We start from the raw sequence: 25,761 nt of genomic DNA on the forward strand, positions 1-25,761 counted from the left end.
CCACCCTAACCCTCCCCTTGGAAAGGGGAGGGAATTGGAAATTCAATTTCCCCCCTTTCTAAGGGGGGATTAAGGGGGGTAATAATGCAAGAAAAATCACAGCCAACCACTTTTCAAACATCCTCTAAGGTTCATTTTGGGCGGTTGTAGGGGGCTATCATACTAAAATTTTTTCAAGCTTGCTCTGATTGTAGCTAATAGTTAGCGTATAAATAATCTAGCCATCATATATCGTCGGTAATGCCCATCCACTTCATGGCTGGCGATCGGCAAAAACGAAATGCTAGTTTAATATTTTTTAATGTTTACCATTATAGGTTGCGGAAATCTGAATCGTAGCGATGATGCTGTAGGTGTAATTATTGCTCAAAAGCTACAGCAATATCTGAGCCAACATCCCCATCCTCAAGTGAGAGTTTATGATTGCGGTACAGCAGGAATGGAAGTGATGTTTCAAGCAAGAGGTAGCAAAAAATTAATGATTCTGGATGCTAGCTCAACGGGTTCAGAACCGGGTGCGATTTTTAAAGTTCCAGGAGAAGAACTTGAAGCGTTACCCGAACCCAGCTATAACTTACATGATTTTCGTTGGGACAATGCGTTGGCTGCAGGTAGGAAAATTTTCAAAGAAGATTTTCCCGAAGAAGTCACAGTTTATTTAATAGAAGCAGAAAATCTTGATTTTGGTTTTGAGTTAAGTTCTGCAGTCAAATCTTCTGCTGAGATCGTTTTTCAAGAAATTATTTCTACGATTCAGCGATCGCAGTAAAACGTTTAGGAAAAGTCACCCCACAGTTTTCCAGAAAGGCGTAAGGAGTCAATGACTTGGCGCAACAGGTCAATTTAAACACTATCAGAAAGCATACCTTGGAACTGTAAGTCAAAACGCTGTGTACTAAAAAATAGAGAGAGTGATGATGAATCGCTTGCAGCTTGTTAGAACAACGGGTGCTTTGTTTATTCTTTTCTCCTTTTCCATCAATGTGCCTTTCTGGTTGTTAACTCAAAACTTTGAGTATGACGATATCCTACGCAAACCTACCGACTACGTTCTAACTCAGTTTCATGCCGGTGGAACTGGACTGATCTTAACGTGGTTTTTCTTTGCTGCGATCGCATTGTTATTCATCCCTGCTAGTACCCTTCTTGAAAAAGTGTTGGCGTCCGAAAGCACGCCGTATCTATCCACCGCTACCCTAATGGGGGTGATTTCCGGGACGCTACAGTCCATCGGGCTAATGCGTTGGGTGTTTGTTATTCCCTTATTAGCTAAATTATATGTCGATCCATCTGCAAGTGACACAACCCGTGCAGCAGTTGTTGTCGTTTACCAAGCAGTTCATCAATATGGCGGTGTGGTGATTGGCGAGCATCTAGGACAAATACTGCTAGTAGGTTGGACATTAGGCGTTAGTGTCGCAATGTTGCGCTCGCCCTTGTTCAAGCGTCGGGTTGGTTGGATGGGAATCATGACAGTTCCCTTGTGGATTCTGGGACAAAGCGAGATGTTTGCTACAGTAATCCCTTCAACACCAGTGTTCAAAACAGCTTCAATCGGATTTATGCTTTGGGAAGTTTGGCTCATCGTGGTAGGAGTTTCTTTATTAAGAGTTAATAAACGTCGATTAGCTGTGGAAAAATTTAGCGAATGGTGGGTCTGACCCCTCACCTCGTTCCTGGGCTGCAGCCCAGGAACGAGAGGAAAAAAGGATTTGTAATACCCATCACACAGGAAATCCTTGCTTAAGATAGATGCTAAGTTGTTTGTTAAAGAGATATATCAAGCTATGTAAAGAATTTAGTCTAAAAATTCTCTTTTTTTGAGGATATCAGCTCCATTGGTGCATTTTTTACCGCTATCACTCTTAACTAACTTATAAAGGTATGTATAAAAAGATGCATTTGACAGCAAGAAGTGCCGCCCTAATTGCCCTCGGAGTGGCAACTGTAGCCGTGGCTCCCAATTTGATTTCTGCTCCAGTTTCAGCGCAGATCGGTGCTCCAACTGTAGCTCAGAACACGAACTTCCCTGATGTTGGCTCGAATTACTGGGCGCAGCCATTTATTCAAGCCCTAGCAGCAAGGGACATCATTGTTGGCTTTCCTGATGGCACCTACAGACCGGATCAGCCCGTCACTCGTGCTGAATTCGCGGCAATGATTCAAAAAGCTTTCAACCAAAACCAGGTTCGGCAGTTACCCCAAGGCGGGTTTAGAGACGTGCGTTCTGCTTACTGGGCTGCTTCTGCAATTCAAGAAGCATATGAAACTGGATTTATGTCAGGCTACCCAGGAAACTTGTTTGTGCCAAACGAGCGAATTCCTAAGGTACAAGCAATTATTTCTCTGGCAAGTGGTCTTGGTTTAACAGCAAGCAGTACTTCAACAGAGCAAGTTCTTACAACTTACTATACAGATGCCAGTACTATTCCCAGTTATGCTCTAAGTGGTGTCGCAAGTGCAACACAAGCTAATCTTGTGGTCAACTATCCAAATGTAAATGTGCTCAATCCTCTTACAGCCCTAACTCGTGCGGAAGCCGCAGCACATATATATCAAGCTTTGGTTAGATTGGGACAGTTACAACCCATTCCTGGCAATGTGGCAGCTGCTAGTTATATCGTGGGTAGGACGGCTGGTGATAGTACACCAAACAACCAAGATATTGTGTCCTTGGCTGGGGCTAGCGGTTCCTTTACAGTTCTGACTTCTTTATTAAAGACAGCAGGTTTAGCTGATACTTTACAACAACAAGGTCCTTACACTGTTTTTGCTCCAACAGATGAGGCATTTGCTGCTGTGCCTCAAACCACTTTACAGCAGTTACAACAGCCAGAAAACAGAGAAACGCTGCTCCGAATTTTAAGATACCACGTGGTTCCTGGTGCGATCGCAACCAATGAACTCAAGAGTGGAAACATAGAAACCGCCGAAGGTCAAACCTTAAATCTCAAAGTTAATACAAATACCAATCAAATCACAGTCAACAACGCGAGTGTTCTTCAGTCTGGTGTTCAAGCAAGCAATGGTGTTATTTATCCTATCAACCAAGTACTCATCCCATCTAATGTCAGCTTAGGTCAAAAGCCACGGAATGGAGGAGACGATATTACACCAGGTAGAGCAACTCGCGGTGTTTCTAGTTACATTGGAGTTGGTGGCAATATTGGTTTGGGTGGCGATTCAGCACTTGCTGAAGGTAACTTTGCAGTTGTCAGCAAAATTGGGCTGACACGATTCATCTCTGTCAGACCATCAGCAGTTATTGGAGATGATACTGTTGTTTTAGTTCCTATTTCCTTCGACTTTGCCCAGCGCTCCACGGATGCCTTCAACAACACCTTTGGTATAGCTCCTTACATAGGAGCTGGTGTTGCTATTGAAACTAGCGATGACGCTGATGTTGGTTTCCTCCTCTCTGGCGGTGTGGACGTGCCTTTAGGTCGTCGATTTACATTAACAGGTGCTGTTAATGCAGCCTTTCTGGATGATACTGATGTGGGGATTGTACTGGGAATTGGTTATAATTTCCGCTTCTAATTTGGTTAGTTATTAGTTGTTGGTTGTTGGTTGTTGGTTGTTGGTTGTTAGTTGTTGGTTGTTAGTTGTTGGTTGTTGGTTGTTATATCTATAGTTTGAGCTACTATCTATTAACCACTAACCACTAACCACTAACCACTAACCACTAACCACTAACCACTAACCACTAACCACTACCACTAACCACTAACCACTAACCACTAACCACTAACCACTAACCACTAACCACTAACCACTTCATGCCCTATTCCGGTAAACGGATAGCTCGTCAACTCTCATTTCAAAAGGCATTCCCTGTCCTTTTGGCGGGCAAACGCGAATTTTAGCACTGCTAACAACTTTGTGTAGTAATTCTGCCATATTTGTTAGCTGTTGCAAAATCCGCCAATTTGTGATTTGATCGGTACATTCGATAACTAAGGTCAACCCAGTTGCCTGAGTAGTGACATACCACCTACAAGCAGCTAATAAATCTTGGATGGTGCGATCGCATCCTTCATAAAAATATCGACTTATAGAATATTCCAGTTGCTGACGTAAAATAATATCTGCTGATGTTAATTGAACAGGATGTGAATCATCCTCGTGGTAGAAATGCCTTCTCTTCATCTTCCTTGTTCCTTGATTGTTTCATTGATTGACCAATTACCAACGTGTAGAGAATATCTTTCTTCGTTTCTAAGAAATTGCTTGTTTCGTCATCATAGAAAGCGCCAATACCACTACACTGAACTCCCCAATAATTGCTAAATAAATATACTCTTTGCCCTGAAAAACCTGCAATTTGCATTGCAGTTTGATAGTTACTGTAATCAGATACAAGAAACAAAGTTACAGCACTATCTTTGGCAAGAGCTTAGTTTACGCACAAGTATCCTACCCTGTCACTAAAATCACCTTCTTTAATTCTGTGATTTCGGTAGTATAAACCGGGCAATATTCCTTCAACTCTGTTAACAGCAGAATAAATTTCTATCTCCTCAAAACTTTCTGTTGGTATTGCTTTTTCCACTTCCTGCAAAATACTACAGAAAACGCTTGCAGAGATAGATCCTTTAAGAAAGCGTCGGCAAGAACGCCTGTTCCAAAGTGTTTGGAAAAACTTTTCCTTGTCAAAGCTGAACTGCGGGTATTCAAGTTGCTTTTGGGGACTTACCTGCGAAGCCGTTTCTATATAGCCATCTTCAGTTTCTATATCAAAAGAATCAGTTCCACAGACAAAAGGAACTTTTAGCCTGAGGCGTCTGACTTTTTTTGCTTGAAAACCACCAGAAATGGCACAAGCTGTAATAAACTCTTTATTCTCAAAGCCTAAGTCTAAATTGAGAGCGAGTTTATCAAAATCAAAAATAAGTTGGATATCTTTGTTGTGAAAGTAAGCTGAGGCTGCAATAGCACCTAAATGATGACCGCTATCTAGAATCTGTACCTCACACCTCTGTCTTGATATTTCCAACTAGACCTATAATAAACGCAACTGATAAAAAAAATGAATCCATTGATACTATTATTCGGTGAAATATAACTTTCTAATCCATCATCAATTAATTCATAAATAAGACTTAGACAACAATTGGCAACTTCAAGATGGTAGATTCCGTCAACTATCAATACTTGTCCCTTAAGCCTAAAAATACAAAAACACGTAGGTTGGGGAGCCACTCACATGCTCTGGTTTCCAGAGTTGAGTGAAGTGGCGTTTGAGGAACGAAACCCAACATTGACAGACATTTGTTGGGTTTCCCCACGGGTTTACTCAACCTACAATTTCCGAGATCCCTTGCAGTATTGCGTCAACTATCCCTTCAATTCCCCGAATTTGGACATAAATCTCAGTAGGATAAAGAGCACCTGCTGATGGATTGACGCGCAACCTATAGGGGCTATCTTGACAATTTTTCTCAAAAGTTATGGGACTTGTTAGCCAAATAAATGAATGAATCGGATAAGGTTGGGTAGAGGCATCCACATAGTTTGGATTTGTCAGCACCGAAACATATAAGTGTTTTGTAGCGTTGTGGTAATTCTTACCTACTGTTTTGCTGGCTGGCATTTTTCAAAATTCTTAAAACGTCTACATTACTGGCAAAATCTATTGCTTTATAATCATTAAATTCTTTAGCTCTAGATTGGGATTATGTGTCAAAAGCAACTTGACAATTTCAGTCTTTCCGGCTGAGGCTGCATACATTAAGACAGTTGCACCGTTATCATTTTGATTGTTAATATCAATTTTTACAGATAGTAACAACTCGATTAATTGATAGCGATCGCCAAAACAAGCAAACCACAAAGCATTATAGCCTTTCTCAGTCTTATAAGGTACACCCCCAGGGCAAACGCATCTAAAAGGCAGGGGAAGCAGGGGAGGTTAATCGGTCAAAATATCAATTTTAAGAAAGTACGAACGAGAATACTTGTTGCCTCTTAATAAATGCGACATATATTATAGATTTCGGGATAATTTTCAAAATTTATCAATTAATTATATAATATAGCTGACTTATAAAAAAAAAGAATTTTCTATCCGAAATGAACCAATCAGTGATATGTTTAACGCTCAATAATTCATTCCACAGACATAAAGTAAAGCTACTCCAAAGGTAGAAGATTTCAACAACAATAATGGATACCTTTTCATTCAGAAAGCCAACACCTACTTAATGGTAAAAACTATGCACAATCGAACACAATTCATCAAAAATTTTGTTGGCAGCTGTCTGGGAGTCGCTGGCATAAGTGCTATTATCGTTTTTCCTACTATAGGACAAGCCAATACTAACTCGGATACTTTTAAGAATTCCGAGCAGTTCATCCTTGCTCAGAAGACTCCAGGTACGACAAGCCCTGCTCCTGGGTCTACAAATCGTACTGGTTCCCAAGCTAACATAAACCAGGAATTTGCCACCCAGGCAAGGCAAAGTGACTTGTTAGAGATCCAAACAAGCCAACTAGCTCTTCAACGTGCAAAAAGCCCTGAGGTGAGAAACTTTGCACAGCGAATGATTAAAGAGCATACAAATTCGAGCCAACAATTGACAAAAATAGCTCAACAAAAGGGTTACAAACTACCAACAACTCTAGGTGATGCCAATAGAGCTTTATTGACGCAACTTACAAATGCGAGTGGTACAAATTTTGACCAAGCATATATGCAAGGACAGGTAACAGCTCACACTAAAACTTTAGCTAATTACCAAAACTACATTAGTAACGGCACTGACGCTGAGTTAAAAGCCTTTGCTAATAAAGTTGCACCAGTTGTTGCCGAGCATTTAAAGATGGCACAGAGTATGGTAGGAAATGCAGGTGATTCAGGTTCCAGTTCCGGAACTTCTCCTAACAGGAATACACCCGGTACAAATACGCCTACTACAAATACTCCGGGGACGAGAACTCCAGGCACGGGAACGACTAGTCCGGCACCAGATACAGGGCGTTGAAATTTCTAAGTTCTTCTGTTGTGGTGCAGGTATCTTACTTGGTATTAGTTTAGAGACGGGTAAGGACGCTCGCACCACAAAATACACCACAGTATCGGTAATTCATTTCTTGGAAAGTTCTTCAGCGACTGCTTTCATTTTTTCCGAGCAACAATTTGAAAAAGATGCCAATATTTATCTTCTCCAATAGCAGTTTTTCCAGGGTGCTCTTCTTCGTCAAGCATCTCTATTTCAAAAGGTTGCAGTAACACTTCCACTTGTTGGCGCGTGTGGTGGGTAAGCGTTGGAAAAACTGCCCAAGAATCGCGATCGCCAAACAATTGGCCGCAAAATCGTCCTCTAGATCTCAAGGATAAAGTTATTTTTTCCCATAACTCAGGGAAATGTTCCGGAGAACAAAACGGTAGCGAAAAACTGGCGTTTACCATATTTACTGATTCTGGTAAACTCACATATTCAAAGCGGCTTACGCGGGTTTCTAAAAGTTTGCGATCGGTATCCGGACGATTCAACAATCTAGTAATTGCTTCCGTTTGACCATCAATAGCTAAAACTCGCCAGCCCCGACGCAAAAGTTCTACTGTATCTCTTCCTTCCCCACAACCCAGATCGACTGCAAATTGTGATGCACGAGTATCTTTTCTGCTATCTTCAACCCTTTCCAATTCAAAGTTTGCAAGAGCTGTCAGTAAGGTATCTCGGGGAGGACGACCCACAACAGCGTCATAATAAACAGACCATCGGCGCTCAAAAACTTCTTGAGAGCGATCGTTGTTTGAGTCTAACATAAGCAACCAGGAATTCCGTATAAATAAAGTTTAAATTTTTATTGTATAAATATTTTCTAGTTGAACAAATATTAGTAGCAAGCAAATTATACCACTTTTCTAAAACTAGGTTACAGATAGGAAAAGCTGTGTAATCCGATCGCTGAATCGTTACGAACAACAAGATTTTACGTGAAATTACAGAAATACTTTATTAGCTATTCTAGTAGATTTACGGAAGACGATAATCATGGTAGAGAGTTAGTATTAATTTGCTAGAATAAAAAAGTAAAAAATACAGTATAAGGGTTAGCAATCTCCAAGCTAGCAAAAAACAAATTTCCTATTTGGATGTGAGATGAGCATTTAGACAAAGGCGTAAGGAAAAAGGTAATCATTTTACCTTTTTCCTTCTTCCTTTTTATACTCTTTTAACCGGTCACCAATCGTTGGTCACCGGTCACTGGTCACTGATTACTAAAAACTCTCCCACCCTGCTGTTGAGAGCGAGAGTGGGAGAGGCGCAAGTCTGAGATCTATACCAATACTGCAAGGGGTCTCGAGTTTTTGTAGTAGGGGTAAACCCGTGTGTGAAACCCAACAAATGCTTGTAAATGTTGGGTTTCGTTCCTCAAACGCCAGTAAAGGTGCGGAGGGAAACCCTCCTATGGCGCATTCGCGCCACGCTTCGCTATCAGGGCTGGCTCCCCAACCTACGTATTTTCGGATTTTTAAGCAAAACCTACGTAGTATTGAGATCTATACCAAGTAAGGTTCTTGGTGAGTCTTAATTGTGCAGTTAGAACGTGGGTAGGTTACACAAAGCAGAGCAAACCCTTGTCCTACTTGCTCGTCGTCCAAGAATGTTTGGTCAGATTGGTCGATTTCACCTTCAACAACTTTTCCAACGCAGCTAGAGCAAGCACCTGAGTGACAAGAGAAAGGCAAATCAATACCTTGTTCTCCTGCTGCGTCTAAGATAGTAGTCTCTTCATCGACTTCAATTGTAGTGTCGAGATTTTCTTTCTTGTTGATCAGTCTAACTTGATATGTAGCCATTTTCCAAATCCTCGCACACTCGGTACATAATGGTTTTATGGCTTCAAGGGTGTTTGCCAATTCATAATTCATAATTCATAATTCATAATTACGAATTATTTACAGGGTGTACCTGCGGATGAGCAGTCAGCTGTTTTAAAGGACTTTCCACAACCGCAAGTTTCTGTGGCATTGGGGTTGATAAATTTAAAGCCGCTTTCCATCACCCCATCCACAAAATCAACAATCATTCCTTGCAACAGCGGCGCACTTTTGGCATCAACATAAATAAGCACTTTACCTTCTTGGCTTACTACATCATCTGGTCGCGGCGAACTTGTGATTTCCATTGCATACTCATAGCCACTGCAACCACCGTCTTTGACAGAGATGCGGATGCCTTTAGTTGGCGTAGTTGTTTCGGGATTAGAACCTCGCAGTAATGCCCGCAGGTGAAATTCTGCTTTTTCTGTCAAAGTCACAGTCATTGAATATTCTCCTGAATTGCTAGTTGCTAATGGCTAATGGCTAATGGCTAATGGCTAATGGAAGATTGACAATTAGCAGTTAGCAATTAGCAATTAGCAATTAACCCATTAATGATTCCATCGGCGTAGATTGTGAGTATCGCCAAGGGGCATTGTTACCACAGACCGGACAAGAGCGATCGCGATAAGAACGGCGTTTGGCAAACTCCATCCGAGCTAAGTCTATGGTCAACAATTGCGATAACAGAGGCTGACTTAACCCAGTGATCAACTTGATAGCTTCTAAAGCAGTTAAACAAGCCAGTGTGCCGGAAACAGCACCCAGAACTGAAAAACCGCGCCTATCCCAATCAGGCTTTTCTGGGAACAAGCAAGACAAGCAAGGAGTCACACCAGGAATAATCGTTGTGAGATATGCCTCCATTCCGTCCATTGCTGCTTCCACCATAGGCTTACGCCAGCGCACACAAGCTTCATTTAGCAGATCGCGCTCTGTAAAGTTATGAGCGCAATCAAGAGCCATATCAGCTGATTGTACTAAGGAATCCACATTTTCCGGAGTGACATATTCATGCACTGCTTCTATGACGACATCAGGATTGATAGCTTCCAGAGTTTCTTTTGCTTTGAAGACTCTTGGCTTACCTACCCAATCATGAGTCATAAGAACCTGACGATTCATGTCGTCAAGCCGCAGATCACCACCACGAACCAGAATCAGCCGCCCAACGCCAGCTACCGCAAGGTATAGCGCCGCTGTACCGCCCAATCCTCCTACACCCGTAACTAGAACTGTCGCTGACTTGAGGCGCTTCTGTGCTGTTTCTCCAAAATTAGGAAGCATCATTTGGCGACGATAGCGTTCTAATTCGGTAGGCGTTAGGTTTATCACTTTTTACCTCCTAATCAGAAGTGATTTCTGTCAGCGTAACTACATTTTTGGGCTTCTCATTAAACACTTTGAACAGCTTTTGTTCTTGAGGTGTTGAAGAGAGAAATACCTGATAAGCTTGTTTTAGCGCCTCACAATATTTACTTAACCGTTCCAGATCGTTGAGGTCAGTATAATTATTATCAATTTCCCCAATCAATTGAGAAAACTTTTTCAAAATATGTAGGCGATTGACATTAACAATCTTTTGATCGTAAGGCAGTCCAAAAAACTCAAAATATTCCTCTGCTTGTACAATTTCTTTGAATTTACTATAATCCCAGGTCATTTTCCCTGCTCCAGTTTTTTTAGCTGTTGCTTAAGTTCATCTAATTGACGAAAAATTTCATAAGTGGCGGCTGCAACATCCATCAGTTGTTGGTAATCTGTAGGCAAACCTTCAGCTAGATCGTGCAAGTCCATTTTCATTTGACCTGCCTTACTATTGAGGCGTTTTATTTGAGTTTTTAAATCCTCAATACTAGTGGTTTCATTACCAGTTTGAGCCATCGACATCTCCTCATTTTGGATTTTGGATTTTGGATTTTGGATTATCTAATTTGGAATTGTAAGTTTTTGAATTTGAATTTTAAGTTACTGTTGAGCATTAAGGAATAACAACAAATTTTGGAGCAACTGTAGCTTAAACAACAAAATTAATTGACTTGCAAAAAAACTTTTTTCGTTGTTGTTTTTAGAAAAAACAAATCAATTAAAAATCTTATTGCCTATTTCTAAGTTTTCCAAAAATCATTGTTATATCCAATTAACCCATTTATGACAATCACCAAATGATCAAAATCCAAAATCCAAAATCCAAAATCCAAAATCCAAAATTCTTAGATTTTGCTGACTTCAGGGTAAATTTTCGCTAGTTCAACTCCTTTTTGAACTAACTTTTCTCCCTCTTCTGACAATTTCTCTAATGAGTCAAAGCCAAAACGGTGAGCATCTCGTAAAGTTTTAACAACTAACAAAAGACGACCAGAAAAGACTAAAGCCCAACCAAAACCTTCATGGCTTAAATCAACGACAACTTGAGATAACAAACCAGTTTCTTGTTCAATACGAGCAGCTATAGCACGGTAAAATATCATAATCCGCGATACAGTCATCGGGTCAACATCACCATCAACAGGTATTTCCCGTTTCTGTTGTTTGCTAACAATATATGGTTTGAGCAATAAGTCATCTGACCAATTGCGAAAAGTTCCATAACTGTCTTGACCTCGGATTTGCTGCACTATTGCCTTGAGAAAAGGCGAGTTTAAAATATCGGCTGCAGCAGTTCCGTTTACACTATTAGATAGACTCATACAGCAGCTTCCTCTTCTAATTCATTTTCAAAAGTTTGGGGGTTTTCTTGTAGCGCTTTACGCAACCAAGGTGGCGGGCTTCCGTTTAAAGTTTGTACTAAATTGTTTAAAACATCAGCGATCGCATCTTCCTCAGAATGTGCTTTGACTGGGGTTACTCCTTTTTTGATTAATTTAGCAGCCGCAGTACTACCAATCGCAGAAACATAAACAATTTTGCAATCAACTAAGGCATCAAGCTTTGGACCGAGTTTATCCTCATTTCCATCTTGTTTGAGATGACCATCAAACTTGAGAGTTTCTAGAAACTCATATCCATCTTTTGAAACTTCATACACATCAATCTCTTTTGACCATCCAAAATGAGCATTAATATGTATTCGATCGCTGGTTGCAAAAGCTACTTTCATCCTTATTCTCCTCTCATCATATTTGCTAATAGCTAATAGCTAATTGCTAATTGTTAATTGTTTGCCATTAGCCATTAGCCATTAGCCATTAGCCATTAGCCATTAGCCATTAGCCATTAGCAAGTTACTAACTCTCTCAACTGGTGAGCTTTGGCTTCTTCCTCTTCCATAAAGATGTTGGCAATATCAAACAGAATCTCTATGGTTCCTCGGTAGCCTACTTTGGTATACAAACCATTACCTAAACGGTCAAAAATGGGAATACCTTGACGGTAAACAGGAACGCCCAAACGTTTTGCGATCGCAACAGTATGAGAATTTCCGATCAGCAAATCGGAACCAACAGCCAGTTGTTCAAAATCTTCCAAATCACCTACAGTCACTGTATTGATAGGAAGTTTTTCCAACATGGGAGAACGAGTTGTTGTAACGGCTGCGTGAATTTCAGCACCCATGGATTGTAGAAAATAAACCGTTGAACCGAGTAAATCCGGTTCTAGTGCTAGAGACACTCGCTTGCAACCAAAGAAAAAGTGAGTATCTAGCATGGCGTCTTGCAACTGACGGCGTTGGCGGCGGTATTTTTCTGGTACCGCAGTTCCACTCAAATCTGCCAATGCTTGTAAAAAGTTATCAACTGGTTCTAATCCAGTCAGTTCGCCAAAAACTTCATAGGGAATGTTAAAGCGATCGTGCAGAATTTTTGCTGCACCCCGCATACTTTCACCTAAAGCTAAAGTGAATGCAGAATTACCAATTTCTCTCAATTCTGCTAAACTTGTACCGTTGGCTGTAATTGCACTATAAGAATCTTCCAAATGACCATCCAAAGATGCAGCCAGATCCGGTACAACAATGGGTTTCAGTCCAAAAGCAGTGACAATCTCTTTTATCTCCTCAACATCCCCAGGAGTAAAAGCAGAACTTGGCAAAATCGCAATTTGCATGGGATGGGGATTTTGCTCGTCACTTTTTTGAGCAAGTTCTCGGACTATGCTCTCTACAGCCGCAGCATATCCATCTTGCAAAGAACCTTTAAAATCTGGAGAGGAAACCAAGACAACTGGTAAGCTATTTAATTCTGGGTGACGTTTGCGAATACCCTTAAGAATGTGGGGCATATCATCCCCTCTGGTTTCCGTCAGTGCAGTAGTACACAAACCAATGACATCTGGCTTCAATCTTTCTGCTAAAGTCAGAATAGCTTGTTCAACATTTTCCTCTCCGCCCAAGATAGTGCTGACTTCCGACATTGCTGTTGTAGATAGGGGAATTGTCTCAGAGAAATGCTTCACCAATAAAGACTTAGCAAAAGCAGTACAGCCTTGGGAACCGTGGAACAGTGGTATCATCCCCTTCAAGCCCAACAAAGCTAAAGCAGCACCCAAAGGTTGGCTGAGTTTTAAGGGATTCACTGCAACTGAGGAATTGGTAACAGTAACGATCGCCATTTTAGATAACCTCTAGAGATGGGGAGTGGGTAGACAAGGGAGATGGGGTAGACAAGGAAGATGGGGTAGACAAGGAAGAACATTCTACCTTGTCCCCCCTGTCCCCCTTGTCCCCAATGACCTGGGCTTCTGCCATCAAATCTCCGATGACTGTGAACTTGTGAGTATATTTTTGAGGGATGCGTGCTGCTACTTCGGGCTTCATCACTCCAAAACGATCGATCCAGTTATACCAGCGTGCTTCCCATTCGGCGTAAACAACTGTACGGTATCCCAATCTTCTGCCAACAATAACTGGGAAAATTTGATCCCCACCCAAAAAAACAACAACACCGCACTTGCGCCATTCCCAATTTTCAAAGGTTTTTCCCCAAAGCAAAAAATTCCAAAAATGTTCTGCGGCTTGCACTCTATCTACTTCGGGAAAAGAACGAGCTATTTCTGCTTCTTTGCCACTAGAGTTGGGACAAGGTGACAAGATGATGGAAATTCTAATTTGTTCGCGGTTATTTCCCAATTGTTGTCGCAATTGCTTCACCACTGGGCGTACCCAAGTTGTGACTTCTCCAGGTCCGTTTGAAAGAATTAAAATATCGGCAGTCATTAGGGGTAGGGGTAGGGGGTAGGGGTTTCTCTCCTGCTGTTGTTCCTATGCAGAAGCTAGGAAGGAGGGTGAGAATACTACAGTCGGGCAACTTCTATACATTCCACCATTGTCATTTTTAAGGAAATATTTGTTCCTTGTTCAGTTAACTGTTTAAAATTCTGTACCGAACTCCTACCCCCTAACCCCTAACCCCTACCCCCTAAAAAATTGTTGCGAATTATTTACAAATTGTGAGTGAATACTTTGGAGAATTGTCAAACAAGTTTACAAAATATTTCATTTTTTATATCATTTTGTGTCAGATAGGCGACAAAATGCCCTATGGGTAAGCTTTTTCTGGTAAAAAACTCATATTGCCGACCAGAAGAAGACTCAATAGGCAAATTTGCCGAAAAGTTCTTCCAGTCAGAGAACACGCATCAAAGGAGCCTAGGAAGCATGTTCACTCACGTCAAGTCCACCATTAGACACATCGCCCCCAACCAATTGCAGGGGCGTCACTTAATTAAGGTGGTCTATGTCGTGTTAGAGTCCCAGTACCAAAGTGCATTGTCACAAGCGGTTCGGGCGATTAACGAAAACAATCCCAATCTGGCGATTGAAATCAGTGGTTATTTAATCGAAGAACTCCGCGACAAAGAAAACTACGAGGAGTTCAAAAAAGATATCGCAACTGCCAATATCTTTATTGCCTCACTGATTTTTATAGAAGACTTAGCCCAGAAATTAGTAACAGCAGTAGAACCATACCGCGATCGCCTGGATGTAGCCGTTGTGTTCCCCTCAATGCCTGAAGTTATGCGCCTAAATAAAATGGGCACCTTCTCCTTGGCACAGTTGGGGCAATCTAAAAGTGCAATAGCACAGTTCATGCGAAAGCGCAAGGAAAAATCCGGCGCGGGTTTCCAAGATGGAATGCTAAAACTGCTGAGGACATTGCCGCAGGTACTCAAGTTCCTGCCAATGGATAAAGCACAAGATGCCCGAAATTTTATGCTCAGCTTTCAGTACTGGTTGGGAGGGTCGCCAGATAATCTGGAAAACTTCTTGCTCATGCTGGCTGACAAGTACGTTTTGAAAGGTGTTGAGACTAGCAACAACAAGTCTGTACAATACCAACCACCAGTGGTTTACCCAGATATGGGGATTTGGCATCCTCTTGCTACCACAATGTATGAGGATGTGAGGGAGTATCTAAATTGGTACAGCAGCCGCCCGGATATTTCTCCCGATCTCAAAGACCCCTTAGCACCATGTATTGGATTGGTCTTGCAACGCACGCACCTTGTTACTGGTGATGATGCTCACTATGTAGCGATGGTACAAGAACTCGAAGCAATGGGAGCAAGAGTTGTTCCAGTGTTTGCAGGAGGGTTAGACTTTTCCAAGCCAGTAGAAGCATTTTTCTATGATAAGGGAACTGGGGACTGGGGATCGGGGAATGGGAAATCTCCAAGTCCTCATCCCTTAGTGGATGCTGTTGTATCCCTGACGGGCTTTGCTTTAGTCGGTGGACCTGCACGTCAAGACCATCCTAAAGCAATTGAGGCGCTGAAACGGTTAAACCGTCCTTACATGGTGGCATTACCTCTGGTCTTCCAAACTACAGAAGAATGGCAAGATAGCGATTTGGGATTGCACCCGATTCAGGTAGCATTGCAAATTGCACTTCCTGAATTAGATGGAGCAATTGAACCGATAATTCTATCAGGACGGGATGGCACAACAGGGAAAGCGATCGCACTGCAAGACCGCATTGAAGCAGTTGCACAACGTGCTCTCAAATGGGCTAATCTACGCCGCAAACCGAAATTAGCCAAGAAAGTTGCCATCACTGTGTTCAGTTTCCCACCGGATAAAGGGAACGTGGGAACGGCTGCATACCTGGATGTGTTTGGTTCCATTTACGAGGTGATGAAAGCACTCAGGAACAACGGGTATGACGTGCAAGACTTGCCAGAAAACGCTAAGGAGTTGATGGAACAAGTCATCCACGATGCTCAAGCCCAGTACAGCAGCCCCGAACTTAACGTGGCTTACCGGATGTCGGTTCGCGAGTATGAAGCACTCACGCCTTACTCCCAAAGATTGGAAGAAAACTGGGGACCACCTCCAGGACATCTCAACAGTGACGGTCAAAACTTGCTGATTTATGGTAAGCAATTTGGGAACGTTTTCATTGGAGTTCAGCCCACCTTTGGTTATGAAGGGGACCCAATGCGGTTGTTGTTCTCCCGTTCTGCAAGTCCCCACCACGGTTTTGCGGCTTACTACACCTACTTAGAGCAAATTTGGCAAGCAGATGCAGTGCTGCACTTTGGGACTCACGGTTCCTTGGAATTTATGCCAGGGAAACAAATGGGGATGTCTGGAGAATGTTATCCAGATAACTTGATTGGAACAATTCCCAATCTTTATTACTATGCTGCTAATAACCCCAGTGAAGCAACAATTGCCAAGCGCCGCAGTTACGCTGAAACAATTTCTTATCTGACTCCTCCTGCAGAAAATGCTGGTTTGTATAAGGGGTTGAAAGAACTCAGCGAGTTGATTGCTTCTTACCAAACTCTTAAGGATAGCGGGCGAGGTATTCCTATTGTCAACACCATCATGGATAAATGCCGGATGGTAAATTTGGATAAGGATATCGCTTTGCCAGAGATGGATGCCAAGGATATGAGCGGTGAAGAACGCGATAATATCGTTGGCTTGGTGTATCGTAAGTTGATGGAGATTGAATCGCGACTGTTACCCTGTGGATTGCACGTGATAGGGAAACCACCTTCTGCAGAAGAAGCGATCGCAACTCTCGTTAACATTGCCAGCCTAGACCGTCCTGAAGACGAAGTACTCAGTCTTCCTCGTATTATTGCAAGTAGCGTGGGACGTAATATTGATGAGATTTACCAAAACAGCGACAAAGGCGTTTTAGAAGATGTTCAGTTGCTGCAAGACATCACAATAGCAACCCGTGCTGCTGTTTCAGCCCTTGTGAAAGAGCAAACAGATGCAGAAGGACGAGTTTCCCGCGTTTCCAAGCTCAACTTCTTCAATATGGGCAAAAAAGAACCTTGGGTTCAGGCAATTTTGGATTTGGGATTTCCGATTTTAGACCCTAATTCTCAAATCCAAAATCCAAAATCCAAAATCCAAAATCTCTTTGAGTATTTGGAATTCTGCTTGCAACAAGTTTGCGCGGATAATGAATTGGGAGGATTGCTCCAAGGGTTAGAAGGTGAGTACATTCTTCCCGGTCCCGGTGGCGATCCCATCCGCAACCCAGATGTATTGCCTACAGGGAAAAACATCCACGCCCTCGATCCCCAAGCTATCCCCACAACGGCTGCAGTACAGTCAGCAAAAATTGTTGTAGATCGCTTGCTAGCAAGGAATAGGGCAGAAAATGGCGGTCAATATCCCGAAACCATCGCTTGCGTGCTTTGGGGAACCGATAACATCAAAACTTACGGTGAATCTCTAGCACAAATTATGTGGATGGTGGGAGTGCGACCGGTTCCCGATGCATTGGGACGGGTGAACAAGTTAGAATTGATACCTTTAGAAGAGTTGGGACGTCCCCGCATTGACGTGGTTGTTAACTGTTCTGGAGTCTTCCGCGACTTGTTCATCAACCAAATGAACCTGCTAGATCAAGCGGTTAAGATGGCAGCAGAAGCGGATGAACCTGTAGAAATGAACTTTATTCGCAAGCACGCCTTGGAACAAGCTGAAGAAATGGGTATTAACCTGCGCCAAGCAGCAACTCGCATCTTCTCCAATGCTTCTGGTTCCTACTCATCCAATATTAACTTGGCAGTAGAAAACAGCACTTGGGATAGCGAAGCTGAATTGCAGGAAATGTACCTCAAGCGCAAGTCCTTTGCGTTCAGTGCCGATAACCCCGGTACGATGGAAGAATCAAGAGCTATTTTTGAAAAGACCTTGAAAACTGCTCAAGTGACTTTCCAAAATCTCGACTCTTCCGAGATTAGCTTGACGGATGTTTCTCATTACTTTGATTCCGATCCTACTAAGGTTATTAGTGGCTTGCGGGGTGATGGGAAGACACCAGCATCCTATATTGCAGATACGACGACAGCCAATGCACAAGTCCGCACTTTATCAGAAACTGTACGTTTGGATACTCGTACCAAGTTGTTAAATCCCAAGTGGTACGAGGGTATGCTTTCTCACGGTTACGAAGGCGTGCGAGAACTCTCCAAGCGATTGGTCAATACAATGGGTTGGAGTGCAACCGCAGGTGCTGTTGATAACTGGGTGTATGAGGATGTTAATACCACGTTTATCAAAGATGAAGAAATGCGGAAGCGTTTGCTGAATCTTAACCCCCATTCATTCCGCAAAATGGTTTCTACTTTGTTGGAAGTAAACGGTCGCGGTTACTGGGAGACGAGCGAGCAGAATTTAGACTTGTTGCGCGAGTTGTACCAGGAGGTTGAAGACCGGATTGAGGGAATTGAGTAGGGTGTAACCTTGTAACCCACGATGTAGAGACTAGCCATGCTAGTCTTTACAGAAATAGGGACAAAATCTTTAAGGCTTAAAGAAGCATAGAATAACGTGAATCCAATCAGCGGATGAAGCACCTCTAAGTGAAGTGGAGTCAATACTGCGTAGGTTTTGCATAAAAACACGCAATTACGTAGGTTGGGTTGAGAAACGAAACCCAACATTTATCAAGAAAGGCAGAGGGCAGGAGGCAGCTATGCTGAAGGGAATCTGTCTCCTGCCTTCTTCAACGGCATTTGTTGGGTAACGCTTGTGCTCTACCCAACCTACAATTTCTCTCAGCCCTTGCAGTATTGGAAGTGGAGTCACCAGATGAATGCTGAAAAACTAGAGTCCAAGCAGCACGGGCAGACTCTTGGCGAGCGAGCGAATTTTATTCGAGAGTTTCACACCCATCGCTTAACGCCTTGCGAACAGCAAATTGCCAACTTAGTTGCGTTGGGGCGATAAGCTGAGTACAGCTTGCGCTTCGCGATAAGCCGGGTACGGCTTGCGCTGTCATGCGATCGCATTCTCAACATCACACACCACATAAACATTTGCTGATGACATCTTTTGGAAGAAAACAATGATTCTATTGATAGATAAGCCGGAAAAAAAGTTATTAGAATTGAAGTTAATAAAGCGAAGTGGATTTGGCTTTAGGAATTTTCACAATGCGTGAAATTAGAGCTTTACTTTCTTGGCACTATGATATTGATTTAGCACGCTAAGTACGCAAGAACCACAATGGCTAACTTTCTTGGCATTACTGCTTAGAAATACAATACTTATCGCTACATAATATGACTTCAAAATCAAAACGTCAATGTCTTGGTGAAACCGAGAAAAATATCGAGAACTTTGAGAAGTGCGCTCGCCCTTCTACCCCCCCCAGGGAAAACGTATCTAAAATCAAAGTAAAGGTGGCAGGCAGGGGTAGCAGGGGAGGCTCTGAGGCAGGGGAGGAAAGAAAACTGTTGGTAATTTTTACCTAACTTATTAGACAAATTTTATGAGTTTAACGATTAATCAACCAGGGTGATGGATTGTTAATCATGTTTACCAAACCAGATAAAACTTGGTTGAGTGCGAGCGTAAAGTTCAAGTCCGGCTTCGGCATTTATGTAACCACATTTAATGGCAAAATCCAGCCAAGTCCTATCTTCGTTAGCTTCGGCTTCACAGTCATTTAATTTGGCAATAAAAGCTGCAACAAGACCGCCGTTTCCTCCAGGCTTCCGCAAGATTTGCACAAACCGAGCGTGAAGAACGGCGAATTTGGTGAAGCAGCGCGGTCTTGGGGGTTTCCCCCATGAGCGACTGCTGAACCCGGAGGGTCAGTCAAAGCAAATCTTTCATCTGGAGGAAACTTTTTGGACACCTCAAAAATTTCCATGGCTACAGAAAAAGCAATTTTATAAATTCCCAAGTCTTTATGGTCTTTTATCGGTTCTCTAGTCATTTTATTGAGCCTATTAGTGTTAATAGTATTTGACTTTTGAATAACAAATTCATCTAGTGTTTGGCGGATAAATAATGATTTTTTTAATAGCACTAATTGTAGAACTTCGTTCAAATACTTGTCGTCCATTGCTGCTAAAAATTGTTTGTTTTTAATCCCTATCTTCTTAGTCTTTTCTTGACTTAAAAGATTAACGGCTATACGACGAAGAACCGCAAAAATAGTACGGCGCATTATCTTTTCGGATTCGACATTCGTCTTCACAAGACAGCAACATCACTTCCCCCAATGGAGAGAGTTTTCAATTCCCCAATGATTACGTATTGATCTCCCTAGTTTTTCTGCATCATTACTCAAACTACAAATAAAATAACGAGTTTCTACACTAGTTTTACCATTCACACTTCTTATTGATTCAACCATTCCTATACTATTCAAATTAACCCATTCATAATTTGGATCTACCTTGGTCACTATATCTGACAACATTATGTAATGACGTATTTCATCTCTTCCATGATTGTTTTCACGGGTATGGTAACTGCTATGATTGTATCCATCAAATTTATTTGCAATTGCGTCTTTAAATATTTCCTCTACATTTTTATATAGATTCTTTTGATTTTTTTTCAGTGTAATAATGTAATCGCCTTGCTGATGAGTAATTAATTTTACTATTTCTTTTTGACAACCCATGGCATCAATTGTTACAAGACAACCAGCTACATCTAATATTTTAATTAGCTCTGGAATTGCTTTGATTTCATTAGATTTTTTATCTACCTTTCGTTGTCCTAAAACTAAACGATTTTCACTGGCCCAAGCATTAACCCTTCGGGTTCGCCAGTCCCCTACGAAAGGAAACCTTTCTACAGGGCTGGACTCACCATATGGATAGCTGCTTTGTCTTTCCCTTTATCATATGACCCTCTTAAAGTTTTTCCATCAATTGCTATAACTTCTCCCTCCGGAATTTTACTGAGAGATTGAATCCAACTTAAAAAACATTCTTGAAACTCTTGTGGGTCGAGCCGAGAAAAAATTAAGCGCAAAAGTATCATGTGATGGTGAGACCAGTCCTGAAGGAGGGTCTCCCTCCGTAGGGAACTGGCGAACCCGGAGGGAATTCCATTTGGTAATTCTAAAAACTGTTGCAACCATTTATATTTTGCTTTTCCATAAGTTTCAATCGCTACCCACCATAAGTGCTCCACATATGACAGCGCAAATGGCAATAGTAATAATATCAATAAGTTTATGCTGTTTTGTTCTATCTACTCTCGGATCTGATAACGCACGCAAAATGCTCGACAATTTTTATTTTGGGTTGAAGTTTCATATATCTTGTTAAAAAAGGCACCCTTTTATAATAGAGTACCACAAGGCTTCTCTATTACCTGATTTGAATGATACACTTGAAAATCATCCTAAAATCTATGTGTATGTCACATTTGTCAACAAGTAACAAGTATTCTCGTTTATACTCTCTGAAAATTGATATTTTTGCCGATTAACCTCCCCTGCTTCCCCTGCTTCCTCTGCTTCCCCTGCCTTTTAGATGCGTTTTCCCTGCTACCCCCCCTGAACGGTTATATGCAAACTCACTACAACTGGTACATAACAATTGAGCCATTGAGTGGTGAATATTTTCTTCTGTAATAATTATTGCATTCGAGACCTGACTTCTTCTATGGGCAATGAAAGCGCTTCGGCTATTTGTTCAATAGATAATCCTAATCCAAGTAGCCGGGGAATTGCATCTCGCTGTGCATTTTCTGCTACTTCAGCACGCTCACGCTCAGTTTCGGCACGCTCACGCTCAGTTTCGGCACGCTCACGCTCAGTTTCGGCACGTTCCCGTTCAATTTCAGCACGTTCGCTACCAATTAATAGCATATTTCCTGAAGTATCCCACCAACGTAACCAAAGTTGGGTTTGATTTTGATAAGTTCCTGACCATAAACCTAATTCGACTTCCAATGGCTCAATCAAGTAACGTCCTTGTACATTTGGTTGCATTTTACGATAGGAACCACCTACTAATTTGTAAACTTCTAGATTACCCGTTTTAATTTCGTATATTCCATAATAAGGTATATTAATAATACGTTCGTAAACCCAAAACTTGCCTGGTTTAATTATTTCGCCTTCTTTATTACGAGATAAAGGAGTCGTATCTCTTTCTTCTGAACCGTCACCACTGGCAAATTCTAGAGCAATTAATGGTCGGATATACTCTAGCCTAAGTACGTAGGAGCGTCTAATTTCTCCATTAATAGTAGGAGGTACACCACCAACATAAAACCAGTCAGGTGCCTCTGCACCTTTTTCTGGGGGGTCAGTTTCTCTCCAATAGATTCCACAATCTTGCCCAATAGCATATTGACCATCAGGATGAATTTTTTCTAAGACTGGGCCAATAGAGTCTGTTAAAATAAGACTCTGAGGATGCTCCTGAAAATTCTTCACAAAAGTTCCGTCTTCGTCTGGTAATTGAGTATGGTCTGGGAAAGGAGAGAGTATTGCCGTGCGCTCAATGCTTGTAGTCATAGTTTTCAGCCTCCGTTTTTCCATTTATCCAAATATAACAATCCTAAACGCGGCAAATATCTACACACACTTTATACTTCGGCACCTCAATTAAAAAATTAGCATAAGTAACTAGTTTATTTGTACTGATTTTAGATATGTCAAAATTTACACTAAGGTATCTATGGGTAAGTAGCCTTATGGATCAACTGTGTTAAAAGTAGATTATGGAAGAGCAATACTACGATGGTATATAGTGACTTTACGCTAGAAATGGTTCTCGAACAGTTCAATTTTAGCATTCGGGAAACGCGATCGCTAATTCAAAGCCAACCCGTACAACCGACAAAGTGTCTTTTTTGGTCAGTCCGGCGGTACGAGTTAATATAGAGTGTTTGAGATCTTCCCCCAACACTTGAGCTATGATATCCAGTGCGGTAGTGAATTGAGCATCTCTCTTGATAGTACGCTCGCCAACTTTGTGTTGCTCAGCCAAAGTTTTTGCTGTGCTCTCCGAAGGGTCAAAATGGCCCTTCGGTAAATTCACGTTCTCAGGTTCTTCTTTCGATAGGAAACTTTTAACACTATCAACACCCAATCACTAGCTTCGGAATTGAAACCCCAAAACCCCATAAAACAACCTCTTTTTTGGCAAAACGATCGCGCCGTCAAACAAGTCTTAACTTTATCTTACTTTTTTCACTTTTATTGTGGTGCATAAGTTAGCTTGATTTCTACCTATAACTTAATGAGAACTATTTCTCTCTTACCACACAAGCTAAACTAACCCTTGACGCGACAAGCTGATGGGGTTTTTATTTGGGTGCAATCTTGTAAACCGTTTGTGCCAGTTGCTTATTTAGAGTTTCAAGATCGATTCCGTAACGTTTCAACAAGTCACCCAAAATTGTGTTGAGAAGAGACCTCTAGCAAGAATTTGAGAAAATGTTGTATCATTACTTTTATCTATCGTTTTGAAAACAAAGAGTATTTGCTCTTATCGTTGGCGCGGCGTACATTAAGAGACATCAGGCAAAACACAAACAAGAAAAACGCCGAGGTGCAAGATGAAACTGACAAAGAAAACACTATCAAACACTGTTGATACAAAAGCCGCTAACAATTCCTCTGTGATTGAGAAACAGCAAGTCACTCCAAATATAGCAACTCAAGAATTGACTCCGGGACAGCGCCTTGCAGATAAATTAGCAGCACAGGTGGGATCTTGGGGATTTCTTATCGGTCAAAGTGCGATTTTAGCAGGATGGGTTGGTGTGAACTCTATACCAGGATTGCCTCACTGGGATGAATCACCGTTCATGATGCTAAACTTAGTGTTTTCCTTTGCATCAGCCTACACAGCCCCTGTCGTCTTGATGAGTCAAAACCGTCAATCTGACACTGACCGTAAAAATGCTGAAATTGACCACCTAGTGAATCTTAGAGCCGGACAAAATATTGAACTGCTGCATGAGAAATTAGATGAATTCCACGCTCAAAAGTTAAACGAACTGACACAAATTATTAAAGAGCAACAACAAGCTTTGAATGAGATTAAAGTCGCTTTAGTCACTGAATCTCAAGAGGTTAAAGTTCATTTAGTCACGGGAAATAATGTTCAAACCAATCAGAAATTCCTGAAGTCAGCTTCCCACAATAAGCTTTCGAGTATTGAGCAACAAATTGAGGACGATCGCAAAGTGGCTGAAGAGTTGATTCGTTGGTAAGAGAGAGCCATTAGTACAGTTGTCATCGCTGCGATCGCGAAGCGCAAGCCGTACCCGGCTTATCGCTACAAGTGTCGCTATGTTACACCGAATTGATACGTTTTTAGGTTAGGCTCTAGACTCTCTTAAAGATTTTGAGACAAAAGAATATTTGCTTTGATTCAGCCCGTTTTTTGGGTGAAATCATATCCTTTCCACTTGACGAAGATAGTTCAGCTGAGGGCATTTCTGGCAGAAAACAGTATGAAAGTGATACCAATTTGAACAAAAAATACGACAGATACTTGGTTGAAATCAAGTATAGGCATGACTTTCTCAATCCAAAATCTAAAATCTAAAATCCAAAATGGTATGAGACGATCGCCAATGCCCAGAGCCTCTTGAAACAAAAGCCTTTGCAGATATAACCACAGCTAGTTCAGACATGACTAGCAAGAAGATTAAGGAGAAATAGAAATGTACTCATTTGTTACAGCTATCCCTACTGGAGTTACAGCTTTTACAGCCACAAACTTGGATGATTTAGTTATCTTGACGCTGTTATTCTCGCAGGTAAATGCAACTTTCCGTCGTCGGCATATCGTCATTGGTCAGTACCTGGGCTTTTGTACTCTCACGATCGCCAGCCTAGTGGGTTTTTTGGGAGGTTTAGTAGTCCCATCTCAATGGATTGGGTTGCTAGGTTTAGTTCCGATCTCCATTGGGCTAAATCGTCTGCTCAATCCAGAAAGCGATTCATCATCTGAAAGTGGGTCAGAAACCGAGTTGTCTCATTCTTCTCCCTTTGCTGGGTTCCTTTCTTCCCAAACTTATAGTGTGGCAGCTATTACCATCGCTAATGGCAGTGACAATGTAAGCATTTATATGCCATTGTTTGCTCACTCTACCTTTGGGGATCTGTTGGTCATTATTACAGTCTTCTTGTTACTGGTTGGGGTTTGGTGTACTCTGACGTACAAACTTACTTGCAAACCAGCGATCGCCAATCTCCTAAACCGTTATGGTAATAATCTTGTACCGTTTGTCTTGATAGGCTTGGGTGTGTTTATTATTTTAGATAGTGCCTCCCTAACTCCAATGACCTTAATCGCTATTTGCCTGAGTTTAATGGGGCTTATCAAAATCATTCAAAATACCAAATTCAAAGCACAAAGTTTGTAATTCTTAAAAAACATGAAACTTTTTCGAGTCTTTTTAGTAGTGTTAGTGCTTGTACTGAACCTAGTCATGGCTTTCCCCACTTGGGCAAAAACTCCTTCCTTAGGTAACAATGCTGATGATTTTCAAGTGGGGCAGAAAGTCATTTGGCTTTACAAAGCTCGTGCCGACTTTAATGAGATTCACAAAATTCCTGCTGAAGTCGTGAAGTTAAGCAACAAGCAAGTACAAATCAAAGTCCGCAAAAACAACGAATTTATCAATCGTTGGGTGAATCCAAACAAGCTGGAGAAGTTCCCTACTCTTCAAGAGAAAGTTCAAACATTGGCTGGAGATTTCATAAATTAAATTTATTAAATTAACAACTAAAACTATTTGTTAT

At 41.6% G+C, this 25,761-nt stretch carries 25 protein-coding genes and 5 pseudogenes; 9 read left to right on the forward strand and 21 right to left on the reverse strand.

The window, feature by feature from the left end; all coding sequences use genetic code 11:
- Positions 1-301 precede the first annotated feature (301 nt).
- From F7734_RS10950 to F7734_RS10960, 3 genes are all read left to right on the forward strand, one after another.
- On the forward strand, positions 302-769 hold the full coding sequence (locus tag F7734_RS10950) for a hydrogenase maturation protease (RefSeq protein WP_155744688.1): 468 nt from the start codon (positions 302-304) through the stop codon (positions 767-769).
- Between the two features lie 145 nt (positions 770-914).
- On the forward strand, positions 915-1,661 hold the full coding sequence (locus tag F7734_RS10955; protein WP_243146805.1) for a DUF4386 domain-containing protein: 747 nt from the start codon (positions 915-917) through the stop codon (positions 1,659-1,661).
- 235 nt (positions 1,662-1,896) lie between these two features.
- Positions 1,897-3,540 carry a fasciclin domain-containing protein gene (locus F7734_RS10960; RefSeq protein WP_243146806.1) on the forward strand — a complete coding sequence of 548 codons (1,644 nt, stop codon included), beginning with the start codon at positions 1,897-1,899 and terminating at the stop codon, positions 3,538-3,540.
- A gap of 237 nt (positions 3,541-3,777) precedes the next feature.
- On the opposite strand, the gene F7734_RS10965 is transcribed toward F7734_RS10960, so the two are convergent.
- The 5 genes and pseudogenes from F7734_RS10965 to F7734_RS10980 all read right to left on the reverse strand — a co-directional run.
- A complete protein-coding gene (locus tag F7734_RS10965) occupies positions 3,778-4,149 on the reverse strand; it encodes a hypothetical protein (protein WP_155744690.1) in 372 nt (123 codons plus the stop codon).
- Complete coding sequence (locus tag F7734_RS66035; RefSeq protein ID WP_347566162.1) at positions 4,118-4,330, reverse strand: hypothetical protein; 213 nt, start codon at positions 4,328-4,330, stop codon at positions 4,118-4,120. Before F7734_RS66035 ends, F7734_RS10965 begins: the two co-directional genes overlap by 32 nt.
- A 66-nt stretch (positions 4,331-4,396) precedes the next feature.
- Positions 4,397-4,996 (reverse strand): hypothetical protein, encoded by a 600-nt coding sequence (locus F7734_RS66040; protein WP_347566163.1) that lies wholly within the window; start codon positions 4,994-4,996, stop codon positions 4,397-4,399.
- Between the two features lie 330 nt (positions 4,997-5,326).
- Positions 5,327-5,593, reverse strand: a pseudogene (locus tag F7734_RS10975) (SagB/ThcOx family dehydrogenase); the annotation flags it as partial.
- A pseudogene (locus F7734_RS10980) lies at positions 5,568-5,839 on the reverse strand (ankyrin repeat domain-containing protein); the annotation flags it as partial. The pseudogenes F7734_RS10980 and F7734_RS10975, both read right to left, overlap by 26 nt.
- A gap of 376 nt (positions 5,840-6,215) precedes the next feature.
- On the opposite strand from F7734_RS10980, the gene F7734_RS10985 reads away from it, so the two are divergent.
- Positions 6,216-6,983, forward strand: a complete 768-nt coding sequence (locus F7734_RS10985; RefSeq protein ID WP_243146807.1) for a DUF4142 domain-containing protein — start codon at positions 6,216-6,218, stop codon at positions 6,981-6,983.
- A 134-nt stretch (positions 6,984-7,117) separates the two neighbouring features.
- Here F7734_RS10985 and F7734_RS10990 read toward each other — a convergent pair whose 3' ends face one another.
- The 10 genes and pseudogenes from F7734_RS10990 to F7734_RS11035 all read right to left on the reverse strand — a co-directional run.
- Entirely contained in the window at positions 7,118-7,771 is a 654-nt protein-coding gene (locus tag F7734_RS10990; protein WP_155744691.1) for a class I SAM-dependent methyltransferase, read from the reverse strand.
- A 738-nt stretch (positions 7,772-8,509) separates the two neighbouring features.
- A complete protein-coding gene (locus F7734_RS10995; RefSeq protein ID WP_038073675.1) occupies positions 8,510-8,809 on the reverse strand; it encodes a 2Fe-2S iron-sulfur cluster-binding protein in 300 nt (99 codons plus the stop codon).
- A 95-nt stretch (positions 8,810-8,904) separates the two neighbouring features.
- On the reverse strand, positions 8,905-9,276 hold the full coding sequence (locus F7734_RS11000) for an iron-sulfur cluster assembly accessory protein (RefSeq protein WP_155744692.1): 372 nt from the start codon (positions 9,274-9,276) through the stop codon (positions 8,905-8,907).
- A gap of 100 nt (positions 9,277-9,376) precedes the next feature.
- The gene (locus F7734_RS11005) at positions 9,377-10,168 is read right to left on the reverse strand and encodes a HesA/MoeB/ThiF family protein (protein ID WP_166481842.1); all 792 of its coding nucleotides are present in this window, start codon (positions 10,166-10,168) and stop codon (positions 9,377-9,379) included.
- 10 nt (positions 10,169-10,178) lie between these two features.
- On the reverse strand, positions 10,179-10,496 hold the full coding sequence (gene nifW, locus F7734_RS11010) for a nitrogenase-stabilizing/protective protein NifW (RefSeq protein ID WP_155744693.1): 318 nt from the start codon (positions 10,494-10,496) through the stop codon (positions 10,179-10,181).
- A complete protein-coding gene (locus tag F7734_RS11015) occupies positions 10,493-10,717 on the reverse strand; it encodes a CCE_0567 family metalloprotein (RefSeq protein WP_155744694.1) in 225 nt (74 codons plus the stop codon). The genes nifW and F7734_RS11015 overlap by 4 nt, the downstream gene beginning before the upstream one ends.
- 329 nt (positions 10,718-11,046) lie before the next feature.
- Positions 11,047-11,523 carry a NifX-associated nitrogen fixation protein gene (locus tag F7734_RS11020; RefSeq protein WP_155744695.1) on the reverse strand — a complete coding sequence of 159 codons (477 nt, stop codon included), beginning with the start codon at positions 11,521-11,523 and terminating at the stop codon, positions 11,047-11,049.
- A complete protein-coding gene (gene nifX / locus F7734_RS11025; protein WP_155744696.1) occupies positions 11,520-11,933 on the reverse strand; it encodes a nitrogen fixation protein NifX in 414 nt (137 codons plus the stop codon). Before nifX ends, F7734_RS11020 begins: the two co-directional genes overlap by 4 nt.
- 116 nt (positions 11,934-12,049) lie before the next feature.
- On the reverse strand, positions 12,050-13,384 hold the full coding sequence (gene nifN / locus F7734_RS11030; protein ID WP_155744697.1) for a nitrogenase iron-molybdenum cofactor biosynthesis protein NifN: 1,335 nt from the start codon (positions 13,382-13,384) through the stop codon (positions 12,050-12,052).
- 124 nt (positions 13,385-13,508) lie between these two features.
- A pseudogene (locus F7734_RS11035) lies at positions 13,509-13,988 on the reverse strand (lipid-A-disaccharide synthase); the annotation flags it as partial.
- Between the two features lie 441 nt (positions 13,989-14,429).
- On the opposite strand from F7734_RS11035, the gene F7734_RS11040 reads away from it, so the two are divergent.
- Together F7734_RS11040 and F7734_RS11050 are read left to right on the forward strand one after the other, a co-directional pair.
- A complete protein-coding gene (locus F7734_RS11040) occupies positions 14,430-18,476 on the forward strand; it encodes a magnesium chelatase subunit H (RefSeq protein ID WP_155744698.1) in 4,047 nt (1,348 codons plus the stop codon).
- Between the two features lie 357 nt (positions 18,477-18,833).
- Positions 18,834-18,971 carry a hypothetical protein gene (locus tag F7734_RS11050; RefSeq protein WP_155744700.1) on the forward strand — a complete coding sequence of 46 codons (138 nt, stop codon included), beginning with the start codon at positions 18,834-18,836 and terminating at the stop codon, positions 18,969-18,971.
- A gap of 581 nt (positions 18,972-19,552) precedes the next feature.
- On the opposite strand, the gene F7734_RS66045 is transcribed toward F7734_RS11050, so the two are convergent.
- The 6 genes and pseudogenes from F7734_RS66045 to F7734_RS11070 form a co-directional block, all read right to left on the reverse strand.
- Positions 19,553-19,747 carry a four helix bundle protein gene (locus F7734_RS66045; RefSeq protein WP_347566164.1) on the reverse strand — a complete coding sequence of 65 codons (195 nt, stop codon included), beginning with the start codon at positions 19,745-19,747 and terminating at the stop codon, positions 19,553-19,555.
- Positions 19,689-19,817 (reverse strand): four helix bundle protein, encoded by a 129-nt coding sequence (locus tag F7734_RS66050; RefSeq protein WP_347566165.1) that lies wholly within the window; start codon positions 19,815-19,817, stop codon positions 19,689-19,691. The genes F7734_RS66045 and F7734_RS66050 overlap by 59 nt, the downstream gene beginning before the upstream one ends.
- Positions 19,762-19,965: pseudogene (locus F7734_RS66055) on the reverse strand (four helix bundle protein); the annotation flags it as partial. The gene F7734_RS66050 and the pseudogene F7734_RS66055, both read right to left, overlap by 56 nt.
- A 90-nt stretch (positions 19,966-20,055) precedes the next feature.
- Positions 20,056-21,304 (reverse strand): annotated as a pseudogene (locus tag F7734_RS11060) (ISAs1 family transposase); the annotation flags it as partial.
- Positions 21,305-21,627: 323 nt separating this feature from the next.
- Entirely contained in the window at positions 21,628-22,515 is an 888-nt protein-coding gene (locus tag F7734_RS11065) for a Uma2 family endonuclease (protein WP_155744701.1), read from the reverse strand.
- 274 nt (positions 22,516-22,789) lie between these two features.
- A complete protein-coding gene (locus F7734_RS11070; protein ID WP_207714072.1) occupies positions 22,790-22,990 on the reverse strand; it encodes a hypothetical protein in 201 nt (66 codons plus the stop codon).
- A gap of 571 nt (positions 22,991-23,561) precedes the next feature.
- Here F7734_RS11070 and F7734_RS11075 point away from each other — a divergent pair.
- The 3 genes from F7734_RS11075 (at position 23,562) to F7734_RS11090 (ending at position 25,727) form a co-directional block, all read left to right on the forward strand.
- Positions 23,562-24,221: a DUF1003 domain-containing protein gene (locus F7734_RS11075; protein ID WP_155744702.1), complete on the forward strand. Its 660-nt coding sequence runs from the start codon at positions 23,562-23,564 to the stop codon at positions 24,219-24,221.
- A gap of 456 nt (positions 24,222-24,677) precedes the next feature.
- The gene (locus tag F7734_RS11085; RefSeq protein WP_155744704.1) at positions 24,678-25,382 is read left to right on the forward strand and encodes a cadmium resistance transporter; all 705 of its coding nucleotides are present in this window, start codon (positions 24,678-24,680) and stop codon (positions 25,380-25,382) included.
- Between the two features lie 12 nt (positions 25,383-25,394).
- Positions 25,395-25,727, forward strand: coding sequence for a hypothetical protein (locus tag F7734_RS11090; RefSeq protein WP_155744705.1), 333 nt, complete (start codon positions 25,395-25,397; stop codon positions 25,725-25,727).
- Positions 25,728-25,761 lie beyond the last annotated feature (34 nt).

It is taken from the genome of Scytonema sp. UIC 10036 (assembly GCF_009725235.1).